Raw genomic sequence first — 14,784 nt, 5'->3', positions numbered from 1 at the left:
TTCCAGCGGACGACTATGAATCCCGGGGAAGGAGTTCTTCCCCTAGATTCTGCGGGCACGGCACTGGCGCTGTTTCCCAGGTCAACGGGATTAGTCACCCAACTCTTAGAGTCAGCGACCCACCCGCCGCCTGCGGCGGCGATCGTGGAGGCGGAAGAGCGCGTGGACTCGGGCATCGGGTTTCTGACCAGACACGCGGTTTCTGGGTTTTGCGACACGACGCTGACAGCTGTCGGGCACAACCGGTGCCGAATCGGAGAACGCGAGTGCTGCAGCACTCGCGTTCTCCAACTCAACTCGATTCCCTGGGCGACCTGGCCACACCCTGTGTCGGATCGGGTCAGCTGGGTGCTGCAGCACACAGACTCTCCAACAGGACACAGAGTGTCGGTAGCACCTCCCTGAGCCAACCGCAGCAGGTTCCATTTCCCAGCTCAGCGGGGTTGGTCACCGAACTCTTCGGATCAGTGACTACGTCGAACTGGTGTCGCCGGTGACCACGGCGAACACCAGGAATGCGACCACGAGCAGAAACCCGATCGCGCCGGTGATCACACCGCCGATCGCGGCACCCCGATTGGTGGTCGGGATCGGCAGGCGGTCGCTCTCCCGCAACGAGATCAAACCCAGGATGATTGCGAGCGGCGCCATCAGCAGCCCAAAACCGCACCACCCGATGACGATCGACACGATGCCCAAGACGAGCGAGGCCGTCGCCTTGCCATCGGAGCGGGTGGTGCGACCCAACCCCGGGTAGGGAGCCGGTGCAGGAGTGAAAGGTGCCGGAGTCGGCGTCCGCGCCGGCGCAGGCGGCGGGTACACGGGCCTGACCGCCGCGGGGGCCGGCGTACTGGGCGGACCGGCGGCCGGCGTGCGCGGCTTCTGCAGCGAGGGCGGGGGCGACGACGGCACCCGAGGTGTGGCCGGCGGCGGGCCGGGCGACAGCAGGGTCGCGGCGGCCGCGTCCGTGCGCAACGCCGACGCCAGTTGGTCGGCGAACTGCTCGCAAGAATCGAAGCGTCGGCGCGGTTCCTTGTCGAGCGCCCGGGCCAGCACCCGGTCGACCTGGGCCGACAGGTTGCCCCGCTTGCCGGTGATGGCCGGCGGTTCGACGGACAGATGCTGGTGGATCAGCATCGCCGCATTGCTGTTGGCGAACGGTGTAGCGCCGCATAGCAGCTGATACGCGGTGCAGGCCAGCGAATACTGATCGGCCCGACCGTCGAGCGTCGAACCCGACAACTGCTCCGGCGAGGTGTATGCGACCGAACCCACCGTCAGATTGGTCGACGTGATGTGCGTGTCGTCGAAGATGGGCCGCGCGATGCCGAAGTCGGCGAGCAGGATTCGACGCTTGGACGAGCGCGGTCCCGGCTCGGCGATGAGAATGTTCGCGGGTTTGACGTCGCGATGCAGCAGCCCCTGCTGATGAGCGTGGTCGAGTGCCTCGGCGACCGCGGAGATGATGGCCACCACGTCGGCCGCGGGCAGCCCGCGCGGGTGTGTCCGCAGCAGCTGCGACGCATCGGTGCCGTCGACGAACTTCATGGTGATCCACAGCTGACCGTCGGATTCGCCGCGGTCGAACACACTCACCACGTTCGGGTGGTCGAGGGTGGCGGCGATGTCGGCCTCGCGGGTGAACCGCTTGCGGAACATGGGGTCGGCGGACAGCCCGGCCGGGAGGATCTTCAGCGCGTCTTGGCGGGGCAGACGAGGGTGATCGGCGAGGTAGACCTCACCCATCCCACCCGCGCCCAGCTGACGGACGATGCGGTAGCCGGCAAACGACTGCCCAGGATGAAGTGACACGTCAGCGCCGCCCACAGGGTGATCGACGTCCGGTCATGCAGCCAGCTTAGTGGCCCTGTCCACAAATTCGTCGGGGGCCTTCGGCGTTCGATGAACCACTGGCTGCGTTGTCGTCGGTCACGATAGCGCCGCTATCGCTCTCTCCTCCGCCTTGCCAGTCGTCCATCGCTCCACCGAATACCCCGGACGCATTTGTGAACAGCACCACTCGGGCAGCAACATGTACCCGGGCAGTCGGGTACGCCCGATTTCGATGGCCGCGATCGCAGATCTCTGCCGATCGGATGACCCGGTCGCGGCGACACCACGGGTCCCGGTGCGGACCACGGGAATTCGATCCACTTGTCCGTCACGCGCCAGTGATAGTCGGGAGTGGTGATGGTGTGCGGCTTCTTGTAGAGCACCGCATTGCGCACTTCGGCCACCCGACCCTGAAGGGCACAGTAGTCGTCGACGAGACGGAGCGTCTTGCCCGTATCGGCGACATCGTCGACGACGAGGACTCGCTGGTCGTGCAGTCCGCTGCTCTCCAGCAGCGACGGCAGCAGCACCGGCTCGGCGAGTGTCTCCCCGATCCCGGTGTAGAACTCCACGTTCAGCGAAATCAGCAGCTTGCAGTCGAGGGCATACGCCAGTGCCCCGGCGGGGATGAGTCCGCCGCGGGCGATCCCGAGGATGATGTCGGGGACAAATCCGTCGTCGGCGACGGCACGCGCGAGCTCACGGCACGCCTGACCGTTGAGCTCCCACGTCAGGATCTCGCGGTCTGCCGAGGGCGCGTTCAGGGGAGCACCGACTTGAGCCAGGCGAGGATCTGCGGCGTCACCGGATGGGTCGACGGTGCGTAGTCGGGGTTCTTCTTCAGGAACGCGGCCACCAGCGGGCACACCCCGACGATCGTCAAGCCCGCATCACGTGTGGCGTCGAGGGCCTCACGCACGAGGATCGTGGCCAGACCCCGTCCGGCGAACTCGTCGGACACCTCGGTGTGGAAGAAGACGCGCTCGACCGCATCGGGATCGTCAGTCCGGTCGCGATACTGCGTGAAACCCGCGAGCCTGCCCTCCGCACTGATCTCGTATCGCTGATCGTCGGGATTGTGGGTGACGGTGACCTCGGCACCGGTCTTGTCGGTCGTCATGCGATCGAGAGTAGGCGCTGCGCGGCCGTGCTCCTATCGCCGGAACGGCGACGTGATCGTCTGGAAGTAGTGGAAGCCGGCGATGACGGCAGTGCCGCCGCCGCCGAGGATGGTGCCCACCACCGATCCCACGCCCGCAGCGGGCGCCACCGCGACCAGGCAGCCCACGACCGCCGCGACCAGGCCCAGCAGGCAACCCACGGTACCGCCGACGATCGCGCCGACGGTGAGACCGACCAGGGCCGAGATGCTCATACCCGCCGCCAGTTGTTGATTGAACCGGGCCAGTGCCTGGTCGTCGCGCTCCTGGCGAGTCAAGTGTCGGTTCGGCTTGCTCCCGGCGACTCCGCGCACCCGGGCGACATCACGGGGATTCAGCACGGTCGAGCGGGCGACGTCGCGCACCGGAATGAGAGTGACTGTCCGGCCGACGACCCGCACCGCGATCGGGAACTGGCGATTCTCCAACCGGTAACTCAAGGGCACCTGCCCGATATCGGTTCCGGTGCGGTTGAGAATCGTCAACCGGCCGGCACGTACCTGGGCGGAACCGTTCTCGAGTGCGAAGGTCACCGAACTCGCGTGCATCGTCACCACGACCCCGACACCCCTCGGTGCGGCAGCCGCGCGGGTGCCCGTGGCAGCCCACTGGGCGAACACGGCGGCGATGAGCACAAGCGACACCACACCAAGTCGTCAGAGCCTGGGGCTGCCCTCGTTTCGTCGCATCGGGCGAACAGATTTCTGTGATGCGTTGGGCGATGGCATTGGGGACTCACTGTTCTGTCAATTCACGCATTCGAGTGGTCCATCAATACCTACCGCATTCCGATATTCAAGTCAGCAAACTCTTGTCAGGTAGGGAGCGCTGTGGCGAAATGTTATCGATATGCGACAACGCCCTTGCTCTGGGTAAGATGCATTTTGTGGTCGCTAATCTCCCGGCCGCATTGAGATGTGCGAAAGAGGTTCTACTGCAACCGATCACATAGATCGGTTCGGGGGATCGCCGATAAGAGCCGCGGACATCTTCACCAGTGATTCACGACCATGGTCATTCGGTCGAATTAATTGGCAAAGGGCCTTTGACGGTCCTGATCTTCATTCTTAGAATAGACGGTTTCGATTCCTCGGGAATGGGCCGCTCCGGACGCACGGTCAACGATTCCGGACGCACGGTCAACGGTTGGTGGCGGCCTTCCGGTACCCGCGTAATGCGGGGACGGTGAAGATGACGACGCACCCGACCGACCAGGCGGTGACGGTGATCAGGTTCGCGGTGATCGGCCCACCGGCCGCGAAGGCGCGCATCACCTCGATCGCCGGTGTCATCGGCTGATGTTCGACGACCGGCTGCAGCCACGTCGGATACGCCTGGACCGGACTGAAACCCGAGTTGAAGAACATCAGCAGGCTCGAGATGAGCGACAGGAGCGGGACGATCGGTGCGGTGGGACGCGCGTTCACGGCCAAGGCGAGGACGAACACCGAGAACGCGATGCCGAACATGAGCGCGACGCCCATGATGCCGACCACTGCCCACGGACCTTGGGTGAACCGGAATCCGATGAACATTCCGGCGACCAGCAGGATCGCGGTGGTGATCGCAATGCGAACGATTTCGCAGACGACTCGCGAGGTGAGGTCGGCCGCCCGGTTGATCGGCAACACGTAGAGCCGACCGAGCAGACCCGTGCCGCGTTCGAGATTGAGCCGGACGCCGCTGGACACCGAACCGAACATGGCGCTGACCAGGATGACCAGGGGCACGGTCCCGTACGCGCTGTTCTGCCCGGTGGCGTTGCCGACCGCATCGCCGAGCACGACCTTGAACATGAGCATCGTGAGGGCGGGCACCAGCAGGATCTGGATGACCGTGCCGCGGTCCCGAAACAGGACGACGAGTTGTCGACGGGACAGCACCAGGCTCTGCGTCAGCCAGGACTTCGGCGAGGACTCCGACGGCGCGGCGGCAGTGGTGCTGGTGACGTCGATCATCGCTGCAACCTCCGGATGCCGAGGACCAGCAAGATCAGGCCCGTGACGAACAGTCCGATGCACCACCAGATGGCGGGCATCACGACCGACGTCGTGGCGGTGCCGTCGTTGAGGGCTCGCATCGCATTCGCGAACTGGGAGATCGGCTGGTTGCGGACAAACGGCGCGATCCAGTCGGGAAACTGGCTCTCGGGTACGAATCCGGTCGACAGCATGCCCAGGATCAGCACCGGCAGGGCGAGCGCCTGGCTGGTCGCCTCCGGACTGTTGGCGAGCAGTCCGATCGCGTCGGCGATCAGCGCGAGTGACGCCCCGACGGCCACGGCGATCCCGTACAGACCGGCGGTGCCCACGACGCCGCCCTCCGGACGCCACCCCATGATCAGGCACACGATGGTGGCGCAGATCAGCGCTGCGAACAGCAGCACCATGTCGGCGCTCATCCGGGCCAGCGCGGGCACCGGGGTGGGCATCGGCAGGGTGCGGAACCGGGTGTTGATGCCGTGGGTGCGATCGAAGGACGACCGCATCGCCGCCGACGAGGTGACGAACGAGATCGACTGCAAGGTGATGATCGGCATGAGGAACTGCGCGTAATCCATGCCGGGGTAGGCGTTCATGATCGAGCGCAGCGGCAGGTAGAAACAGATCGCCAGGAAGGCGGGCGCGACGATCGCGAGGACGATCTCACCATTACGGACCAGTCCGCCCACGCCGCGTGTGGTGAGCGCCCACCACTGCCGGCCGGCTTTCGGTTGCGGATTGGCGAGCGCACCGTCGGCGCTCACGGCGACTTGTCCGCGGTGAGGGCGAGGAACACCTCGTCTAGCGTCGGGGTCCGCAGTGCGACGTCGGACAGCGATATTCCGGAATCGGTTGTGCGCCTGACTATTTCGATCAGAGCTTCGGTGCCGTCGGGTGCCGGGACCGTCACCGACACGTCACCTGCGTGCGATTCGTCGGGATCATCACTCGCCGCTCGCGTCGCGCCCAGATCGGCCAGGATGTCGAACAACTGCGACACCTGTTCCGGGTCGCGGGGCGTGACCTCGTAGAACGACGTCCCGATACCGGCCTTCAGTTCGGCCGCGGTGCCGTCGGCGATCACGCGTCCGTGATCGATCAGCACGATCCGGTCGCTGAGGACGTCGGCCTCCTCGAGGTACTGCGTGGTCAGCAGCGTGGTGACACCCTGGTCACGCAGGCCCTCGACCAGCCGCCACACCTCTTGCCTGCTGCGCGGGTCGAGGCCGGTGGTCGGTTCGTCGAGGAACACCACCGCTGGCGCGGTGACCAGGCCGCAGGCGATGTCGATTCGACGCCGCATTCCACCGGAGTATTCGCGGACGCGGCGCGACGCGGCGTCGGTCAGCGCGAAGGATTCGAGGAGCTCATCGGCTCGCGCCGACGCCGCCGATTTGCTGAGCCCGAGCAACCTGCCGAACAGGACGAGGTTCTCCCGGCCGGTCAGCGCCTCGTCGAGGGCGGCGAACTGTCCGGTGAGCATGATGGATCGACGCACCGCCGCTGCATCGGACACCACGTCGTAGCCGTTGACCCGGGCATGTCCCGCGTCGGGTTTGAGCAGGGTGCACAGCATGTTGACCGTGGTGGTCTTGCCCGCTCCGTTGGGGCCGAGCAGGCCGAGGATGGTGCCGCGCTCGGCGGTGAAACTCACGTCGTCGACCGCGACGTGATCGCCGAACACCTTGCGCACGCCGACGACCTCGATCGAGGGCGTCGCGGACTCGCGCAGCGGCGCCGATGCGATCGACGAGGTGGGCAGTTCGGTTCCGTTCACGGGGCTCCCGGTGAGGAGGGGGGTTTCGGTGAGCACAGGGGTGGAGCGGGGTTCGGCTGGTGCCGGTGCGTCGGCCGCGGCATGCCGCGGCGCGCGATGTTCGGTCGGTTGTACGTATACACGCCAGGGGGACGTCGTGGCGACCTGGGCCACCGGGGGCATGGCCGGGGCGAGCGCCCACGCAGGTGTCTCAGGTGCCCACGCTTGTGCTTCAGGTGCCCACGCTTGTGCTTCAGGTGCTCTGTGCCGGCCTCCGGACACTTCGGCCTCCTCACCTGCGAACGATCGCGGTCGACGCTGAGCTCGACCGGCCCCGCGCCGGGTTCCGGCCGGGTGCGTGAATCCACGCGCCGACCGCATTTGTTCTTCAACATACGGCGTGACGGGCCTCACTGCGACGACCCGGACCTGCGCGGGTCGCCGAAATCGGCCCGGCGTTCCTACTTGCGAGTAGTGCATTGGGTCATCTGTACGACAGAAATGAGCGAACACGTAGTGCCCTACCCGCTCGTTCGGGGGCGCCATGGGGCAGCATGGGGGCAGTAGGGAAGACGGTGACGCCACTGGGCGGCCGCCGCAGATGGTGTCGACCGGATGACTGACGTCGGAAGGATGCGTAACGTCACCAGCGGTGTCACCGACATACCTCGGTGTCCGGTGCTGAATGGTCGCCACCTCCCAGGTGGGGGCCGCACCATCGGAGGGCCGCAGGTCGGGGATCCCCGTAGTGGGGGAGTGCGGTCATCCGTGCGACGGTGTTTCAGCGTCGGACGGAGCCAACAACTTAATGCGCGAGTGGTCGGCCTCGACCCCCGCGTAGCCCGACCAGTGAAAGTGAGCCGATGCAGCGAGCCGACGACAGCGCGTTCGACGCGCACACCGAGAGCGTCGTGGGTCGCTCCGGCGTCGGCAAGCCGGAGAGTCCCGAACTCGATCTCACGGCGGCCCAGCGGGCGATGTGGTTCGCCGAGCGGTTGTCGGGCGATTACTCGGTCAACATCGCCCAGTATCTGGACATCACGCACGACGGTTCGCTCGACCACGGGCTGCTCGCTCGGTGTTCTATCGAGGCAGGTCAGGCGATGGAGTCGCCCTACCTGCGGATTCTCGACGTCGATGGCGTGCCGCGTCAGCAGGTGGATCTCGACCTGCCCATTGAGGTCGACACGCTCGACTTCCGCGCCCACGCCGACCCCCTCGGCGACGCCATGGCGCACATGCGGTCGGATCATCGACGCTCGGTCGATCTGCTTGGTGATCTGCTGGTGGTGTCGACCCTCATCCGGGTCGCCGACGATCGCACGTTCTGGTACATGCGTGGACACCACATCGTGATCGACGGTTATGCAGCGCTCACGATGATCCGAATGGCGGTCGACCGCTACAACGCCATTCGACGCGGCGAGCAACTGTCCGAGAAGCCGATCGCGACGATGGCCGAGATCGTCGCCGACGACGTCAAGTATCAGGCGAGTTCGCGGCGCGAGACCGACGGCGAACACTGGCGCTCCCGCGTCGTCGACCTGCCCGAGCGGGTCACGCTGTCGCATCGGGACGAGAACACCGACCTGCGCGCCGACAACGTGGTCGTCGGCGGGACGCTGCCGACGGAACTGCAGGAACGTCTGGTGTCGGTGTCGGCGGAACTCAATACGTCGATGGCCGTCACCGTGACCGCTGCCTTCGGCGCCTTCCTGTCACGAATGACGGGGCGCGACGACGTCGTACTCACCCTTCCGGTGACCGGCCGGGCCAGCGCCAAGATCAAGCGCGGCGGCGGCATGGTCTCCAACGTCCTGCCGATCCGGCTGGCCACCGACGGCGATGCCGGCGTGACCGAACTGATCGAGCAGACGCAACTCGAGCTGACCGGCGCCCTGCGTCACCAGCGCTATCGCTCCGACGACATCTGGCGCGCATCGGGTGTCGGCGACGGATCGTATGCCTTCGGTCCGGTCATCAACATGATGTTCTTCGACCAGCCGATCGCCCTCGATGGCGCCGAGGTGGAATATCACATCCTCACCTCCGGCATGCTCGAGGATCTGCTGCTCAACCTGTATCAGGCGAGTCCCGGTGCGCCGCTCGTGATCGATCTGCACGGCAACGCCAATCGCTACGACGACGCCGAGATGCACGACCATCACGCGCGATTCCTGTTGTTCCTCAACGGTTTCCTCGACGCCGCGGTACGCGAGAATGGTCTGCTCGCCGACGTCGCACTGCTCACCGCCGCCGATGCCGAACGCAACGCGGTGCAGTCCGGTCCGGTACCGGCGCAGTCGCGGTTGCTCACCGACGTGTTCGCCGAGACCGTACGAACCCATGAGCACGTGCCGGCGGTCACCGACGTGGACGGCGAGACCCTGACCTACGGGCAACTCGACCGGCGCGCCAATCAGATGGCCCGGTGGCTCATCGAGCACGGAGCCGGTCCGGAAGTGCTTGTGGCGTTGGCGCTGCCACGGTCGGTCGACTTGCTGGTCGCCATCTGGGCGGTGCTGAAGTCCGGTGCGGCCTTCGTGCCGGTCGATCCCACGCACCCCGCCGACCGGATCGCCCACATGATCGCGGACTCGGGGGTCGAGCTCGGGATCTGCGGGGACACCGACGCCGGGCTCCCCGATCTCCCGCGGCCGTGGCTGCCGCTGCGCCACCACACCAGCGCAGGCCGGATCGCCATCACGCCCAGTTCTCCGTTGCGCGCCGACGAGCGTCCGCCGTTGCACGTCGACAACCTGGCCTACGTCATCTACACATCCGGATCCACCGGGCGGCCCAAGGGCACCCCTGTCACGCACCGCGGCGTGCACAACCTGGGTGTCGAGATCACCCGTCGCGTCGAAACACCGGTGGGTGCTCGCGTTCTCGGTTACGCATCCCCGAGTTTCGACGCGTCGATCGCCGACATCGTGCAGGTCACGTACGCGGGGGCAACCCTCGTCAATCGTCCGGTCGCCGCGCTCGGCGGCGAGGATCTCGCCGACGTCATGCGCGAGCAGGACATCACCCACGCCTCGCTCACCCCGACGGTGCTCGCCACCCTTGCGCCCGAATCGGTTCGGGGACTGCACACGGTGATCGTCGCGGGCGAAGCCGTCGGTCAGGCACTCATCGACGCGTGGGGCGGTCCCGGTTCGCGCGGCGAGGTCGAGCTGATCAACGGCTACGGCCCCACCGAGGCGAGCGTCGGCGTCAGCTACACCAGTCCGCTGCGGATCGGTGATCGCGCCCATCTCGGCGAACCGATTGCGGGAACCTCGTTCTCGGTGCTCGACGCCCGGATGCGACCCGTGCCCGACGGCGTGGCCGGCGAGCTGTACCTGGCCGGAATCGGTCTGAGCCGAGGCTATCTCGGACGCCCGGGCCTGACCGCCGGTCGGTTTGTCGCCAATCCCTTCGGCGCCGCGGGCGAACGGCTCTACCGTACCGGCGATCTCGTTCGCCGGAGCACCGGACCGGACGGCCGAACCGTCGTGGAGTTCGTGGGCCGCACCGACTTCCAGCTGAAGCTGCGCGGTCAGCGCATCGAGCCGGGTGAGATCGAGGCGGTGATCTCGTCGTATCCGGGTGTCGAATCGTCGGCCGTCCTCGGCGTCGACGCAACCGGATCGGTGACCACCACCGCTGCCGTCCGGGTGGTCGAACTGGCGGCATATGTGGTTGCCGCCGACGACGTCTCCGACGAGGCGCTCCAGGACTTCGTGGCGCAGCGAGTGCCGCGGTACATGGTTCCCGCGCTCTACACGCGGATCGACGCGATGCCTCGCACGCCGACCGGCAAGCTCGACCGTCGGGGACTGCCCGATCCGGAGACGCCTCCGGAGCGCGCGGCCGTCGAGTACGTCGCGCCGCGGACCGAACTCGAACGGCACCTCGTCGACGCCGTCGCGGCGCTCATCGAGATGCCGGCAGACCCGGCAGATCAGGGCCGGATCGGGATGCACGACAACCTGTTCCGTATCGGCGCCGACTCCCTCACCGCGTCGCGGCTGGCGTCGACACTGCGGCGTCGACTGGCCGTCGACGTGTCGCTGACCGACGTCTTTGCGAGCGCCGATCTCGCCGATCTTGCCGAACGGATTGCCGCACAGGGTCCTTCGCTGGACGGACCGGTGGACCAAGATCGCCCCCGGCAGCCTCGTCCCGACGTGTTGCCACTGTCGCACGCGCAGACGCGCCTGTGGTTCGTCAATCGGATGGAACCCGGATCCCCGACCTACAACATGCCGGGCGCGGTCCGGTTCCGCAGTGGGGTCGACATAGCGGCCATGTCCGCGGCGCTGATGGATCTGCTGGCGCGGCATGAGCCGTTGCGCACCAGATTCCCGTCCCGCGACGGTGAACCGATCCAGGAGATCCTCGACGTCGCCGACGTCGTCGCGGACATGCCGCTGCAGGTCGAACGGGTACAGGAGTCGGCGATCGGTGAGATCGTCGGTGCCCAGGCGCACCGCGGGTTCGACCTGACCACCCAGATCCCGTTCCGCGCGAGCATGTTCGAGCTCGAAGACGGCAGTCACGTGCTGGTCATCGTCCTGCATCACATCGCGGGCGACGGTGCGTCGATGGCGCCGCTGATCGGTGATCTGCTGCATGCGTACCACGCGCGCACCGCGGGCGCCGAACCGTCGTGGCCGCCCTTGGCGATCCAGTACGCGGACTACGCGCTCGAACAGCGCAGCGCGCTGGGCGATCCCGACGACCCGCAGTCCGCCCTGGCCGGTCATCTGGATTTCTGGTCGGCAGAACTGTCCGGGCTGCCCGAACTGCTGGCCGTGCCGACCGATCATTCTCGTCCGCGAATCGCCAGCGGCCGAGGTGATTACGTCGACGTCGACATCGACGCCGACCTCATCGGCGAACTCTCGGCACTCGCCGCCGCGAACGGCGTCACGCTGTTCACCGCCCTGCACGCGGGTCTGGCGATTCTGTTGGGCCGCCTCGCCGAGACCGACGACGTCGCGATCGGCACAGCGATCGCGGGCCGCGACGACCCCAGGGTGGCCGGGCTGATCGGCATGTTCGTCAACACCGTCGTCCTGCGCAGCAATGTGGAACCCGCACAGTCGGTCAACGAGTTCCTCGTGGCCGGTCACCGGGCGCGTGCGGCCGCGATGGATCACTCCGACGTGCCGTTCGAGCAGATCGTCGAGCATGTGGCGCCGTCACGGTCGGTGTCGCATGCGCCCCTGTTCCAGGTCGCGATGACGATGCAGGACGACGAAACCGGCATGCTCGGTGCGGCCGGATTCGATGTGCACCTGCTCGACGCCCGCGTGCCCGCGGCCAAGTTCGACCTCTCCTTCACCGCGGTGCGACGACCGGTCGGCGGGCAGGTCGAACTCGAGATCTCCTACGCGACAGACCTGTTCGACGAGTCGACGGTACGTCGGATGGCGGGCCGCCTGGTCACGGTCCTGCGCGCGATGGTGCTGCGGCCGCACGCACCGATCGGCAGCATCGACGTGCTCGACGCCGACGAGGTGGCGCAGGTGACGGCGTTGCCGCGGTCGTTGCCCGCACGAACCTTCGGCGAGATCCTCGCCACGGGTGCGTCGGCGGCCGCGGCGTCCGATCGCGCGATCTCGGGCGCGTCGACGATGACCCGCGCGGTGTTCGAGGCGCGCACCAATCAGATTGCGCGCGAACTGATCGGCCGCGGCGTCGGTCCGGGACAGGTCGTCGCCATCGCGATCGCGCGGTCGGAATACTCGGTCCTGGCCACGGTCGCGGTGGTCAAGACGGGTGCGGCATTCGTGAACATCGATCCGCGCTATCCGGTCGAGCGCCGGGCGGCGATGCTCGCCGACAGCGCGGCCGCATTCGGGCTCTGCGTGTCGTCCACCCGAACCGAGGGGGCCGACGACGATCTGCCGTGGCTGGCCATCGACGAGCCCACCACCGAACTACAGGTCGCCGGTCACTCCGGGACCCCTTTGCGCGCAGGCGAACTGACGCGCCCGGTGGCCGTCGACGATCTCGCGTACCTCATCTACACGTCGGGTTCCACCGGCCGGCCCAAGGCGGCCGCGGTGAGCCATCGCGGGCTGGCCAACATGGTGGCCAACCAGATCGCCGTGCTCGGTCTCACCCGCAACGCCCGCGTCCTGCACGTGGCGTCGCCGAGTTTCGACGCATCGGTGTTCGAGCTGCTGATGGCTGCCGCCTCCGGTGCCGAACTCGTGGTGTGCCCGGCAGATGTCTACGCGGGCACCGAACTCGAGAAGCTGATCGCCGAGCACCGCGTCACCCACGCGGTGATGACGCCATCGGCGCTGGCCACCCTCGACCCGGCGGCCGTCGCAACCCTGCGCACCGTGATCAGCGCGGGTGAGGCCTGCCCGCCGGAGTTGGTGCGGCGCTGGGTGGGCGGCGAACACCGCAGGTTCTTCAACCTGTACGGCCCCACCGAGGCGACGATCTGGGCGACCGCCGCCGGACCGATCTCGGCCGACGACGACGTGACCATCGGCCACGCGCTCGACGGTGTCGGAGCCTATGTTCTGGACAGCTGCCTGCGCCCGGTGGCCGACGGCGTGCCGGGGGAGCTGTATCTGTCCGGCGATCAACTGGCGATCGGGTACCACCATCGCGCCGATCTGACCGCGAGTGCGTTTGTCGCGAACCCGTACGCCGACGGCGCGCGGATGTACCGGACCGGTGACCGGGTCACCCGCACCAGCTCCGGCGAGCTGATCTATCACGGTCGCACCGACTTCCAGCTCAAGATCCGTGGCCTGCGGATCGAGCCCGGCGAGGTGGATGCGGTCCTGCGCGACCACTCCAGCGTCGCCAATGCGCTGAGCCTGGGCGTCGAGGGACCGGCAGGGGAGACGATCCTGGTCGCCTACGTCACCGCGGAGTCGGACGCGACGGTGCATCCCGACCAGCTGACCGCTCACGTCGGAAAGCATCTGCCGCAGTACATGGTGCCGCACACCATCTGCGTCATCGACTCCTTCTCCATGACCCCGGTGGGCAAGGTCGACCGCTCGGCGCTGCCCGACATCGACTTCAGCGTGTCGCGTGACTTCATCGCTCCGCGAACACAACTCGAAGCCGTCATCGCCGACGTGTTCGCGCAGGTGCTCGACATGGACCGGGTCAGCGTGCGCGACGGGTTCTTCGAACTCGGCGGGAACTCGCTGTCGGCGACCAAGCTGGCCGCCCGCTTGTCGTCGGTGCTCGACCGTCGGATCGCGGTCCGCGAGATCTTCGAGGCGCCGACGCCGGCCGGCCTCGCCGATCTGGTGTCCGACTCGATGGCCGCCACGACGACCCCACCGCTCGTGGCGCGCAACCGGGCCGAGATGGTGCCCGTCTCCACGGTCCAGCGCGGCATGTGGCTTGTTAATCGTGCCGATCCTGACTCGCCCGTGTACAACGTGGCGATGGCGCTGCGTCTGGTCGGCGAGGTCGACTTCACCGCCCTGCGTGCCGCCGTCGTCGACCTCATCGGACGCCACGAATCGCTGCGCACCACCTACCCGATGATCAACGGCGAGCCGATTCAGGTGATCGTCCCACCGGAGGTGATCGCGGCCGAACTCGATCTCGCAGCGACTCCCGTCACCGGACCGGTGGCCGACGCGATCGCCGCGGTGACCGGCGAGGGATTCGACGTCACCACGAAACCGCCGGTGCGCCTGGCGATCCTGGAGGTCGAGCCGACCGAACACATCCTGCTCTTCGTGGTCCACCACATCAGCGCCGACGGCGCATCGATGGCACCGTTGGCGCGTGACCTCATGACCGCCTACGCCGGCCATCTGGCGGGCACCGGTCCGCGGTGGCGTCCGCTGGACATCCAGTACGCCGACTTCTCGCTGTGGCAGGCCGACAAACTGAACGCCGAGTCGAACGGGATCACCGAGGGGCAGCGCCAGCTCGACTACTGGAAAAAACGACTCGCCGGTGCCCCCACCACCATCGACATCCCCACCGATCTGCCCCGTCCGCCCACCCCGTCGTTCGACGGTGCCCGCGTGGAATTCGAGATCTCGGGACAACTCGCCCGCAGCTTGCAGGC

Annotated in this window: 7 protein-coding genes and 1 pseudogene (1 of these 8 running past the window's edge); 1 reads left to right on the top strand and 7 read right to left on the bottom strand. The window is 67.2% G+C overall.

The window, feature by feature from the left end; all coding sequences use genetic code 11:
* Nucleotides 1-471: 471 nt before the first annotated feature.
* From ACWDTF_RS00150 to ACWDTF_RS00120, 7 genes and pseudogenes are all read right to left on the bottom strand, one after another.
* On the bottom strand, nucleotides 472-1,812 hold the full coding sequence (locus tag ACWDTF_RS00150) for a protein kinase domain-containing protein (protein ID WP_355276535.1): 1,341 nt from the start codon (nucleotides 1,810-1,812) through the stop codon (nucleotides 472-474).
* Between the two features lie 299 nt (nucleotides 1,813-2,111).
* Nucleotides 2,112-2,597 (bottom strand): annotated as a pseudogene (locus ACWDTF_RS00145) (phosphoribosyltransferase); the annotation flags it as partial.
* Complete coding sequence (locus tag ACWDTF_RS00140) at nucleotides 2,594-2,953, bottom strand: GNAT family N-acetyltransferase (RefSeq protein ID WP_355276533.1); 360 nt, start codon at nucleotides 2,951-2,953, stop codon at nucleotides 2,594-2,596. The gene ACWDTF_RS00140 and the pseudogene ACWDTF_RS00145, both read right to left, overlap by 4 nt.
* A 33-nt stretch (nucleotides 2,954-2,986) precedes the next feature.
* Entirely contained in the window at nucleotides 2,987-3,640 is a 654-nt protein-coding gene (locus ACWDTF_RS00135; protein ID WP_355276531.1) for a glycine zipper family protein, read from the bottom strand.
* 492 nt (nucleotides 3,641-4,132) lie between these two features.
* Nucleotides 4,133-4,951, bottom strand: a complete 819-nt coding sequence (locus ACWDTF_RS00130; protein ID WP_355276529.1) for an ABC transporter permease — start codon at nucleotides 4,949-4,951, stop codon at nucleotides 4,133-4,135.
* The gene (locus ACWDTF_RS00125; RefSeq protein WP_355276527.1) at nucleotides 4,948-5,739 is read right to left on the bottom strand and encodes an ABC transporter permease; all 792 of its coding nucleotides are present in this window, start codon (nucleotides 5,737-5,739) and stop codon (nucleotides 4,948-4,950) included. The genes ACWDTF_RS00130 and ACWDTF_RS00125 overlap by 4 nt, the downstream gene beginning before the upstream one ends.
* Nucleotides 5,736-7,112 (bottom strand): ATP-binding cassette domain-containing protein, encoded by a 1,377-nt coding sequence (locus ACWDTF_RS00120; protein ID WP_355276525.1) that lies wholly within the window; start codon nucleotides 7,110-7,112, stop codon nucleotides 5,736-5,738. The genes ACWDTF_RS00125 and ACWDTF_RS00120 overlap by 4 nt, the downstream gene beginning before the upstream one ends.
* Before the next feature lie 482 nt (nucleotides 7,113-7,594).
* On the opposite strand from ACWDTF_RS00120, the gene ACWDTF_RS00115 reads away from it, so the two are divergent.
* Nucleotides 7,595-14,784, top strand: partial view of an amino acid adenylation domain-containing protein gene (locus tag ACWDTF_RS00115; RefSeq protein ID WP_449753831.1) — the 5' portion only. 979 nt of this gene lie beyond the right edge of the window; 7,190 of the gene's 8,169 nt are visible here — the first part of the coding sequence; it begins with the start codon at nucleotides 7,595-7,597; its stop codon lies off the right edge, out of view.

This window comes from Gordonia sp. NPDC003422, from assembly GCF_053588675.1.
The sequence above is the reverse complement of the archived record's forward strand: the minus strand, read 5'-3'. Positions and strand labels throughout refer to the sequence as shown.

Excerpts from the sequence above, each read along its gene's own strand:
- ACWDTF_RS00140 (WP_355276533.1), bottom strand. The coding sequence starts at position 2,953 with ATGACGACCGACAAGACCGGTGCCGAGGTCACCGTCACCCACAATCCC.
- ACWDTF_RS00120 (WP_355276525.1), bottom strand. The coding sequence starts at position 7,112 with ATGCGGTCGGCGCGTGGATTCACGCACCCGGCCGGAACCCGGCGCGGG.
- ACWDTF_RS00130 (WP_355276529.1), bottom strand. The coding sequence starts at position 4,951 with ATGATCGACGTCACCAGCACCACTGCCGCCGCGCCGTCGGAGTCCTCG.